1 protein-coding gene is annotated in these 244 nt (G+C 61.1%); it reads left to right on the top strand.

What is annotated here, in order from left to right:
* Nucleotides 1-244, top strand: a 244-nt coding sequence (locus tag SB764_RS43735; protein WP_410867268.1) for an aminotransferase class I/II-fold pyridoxal phosphate-dependent enzyme, incomplete at both ends; no start/stop codon positions are given.

The following is a 244-nucleotide window of genomic DNA, read 5'->3' as shown; positions in this document are numbered from 1 at the left end:
CCCACCGCGCAGTGCGTGGAGCTGGACTTCTTCGAACGCGTGATCGCCCTGGCCAAGCAGTACGACGTGCTGGTCATCCACGACCTGGCGTATGCCGACATCGTCTACGACGGCTGGAAAGCCCCGTCGATCATGCAGGTGCCGGGTGCCAAGGACATTGCGGTGGAGTTCTTCACCCTGTCCAAGAGCTACAACATGGCCGGCTGGCGCATTGGTTTCATGGTGGGTAACCCGGAACTGGTCA

Origin of the sequence: Paraburkholderia sp. SIMBA_027 (assembly GCF_046535315.1) — a bacterium.
GTDB lineage: Bacteria > Pseudomonadota > Gammaproteobacteria > Burkholderiales > Burkholderiaceae > Paraburkholderia > Paraburkholderia tropica.
Note: the sequence above shows the minus strand (reverse complement) of the source record. Positions and strands in the feature narration are given on the sequence as shown.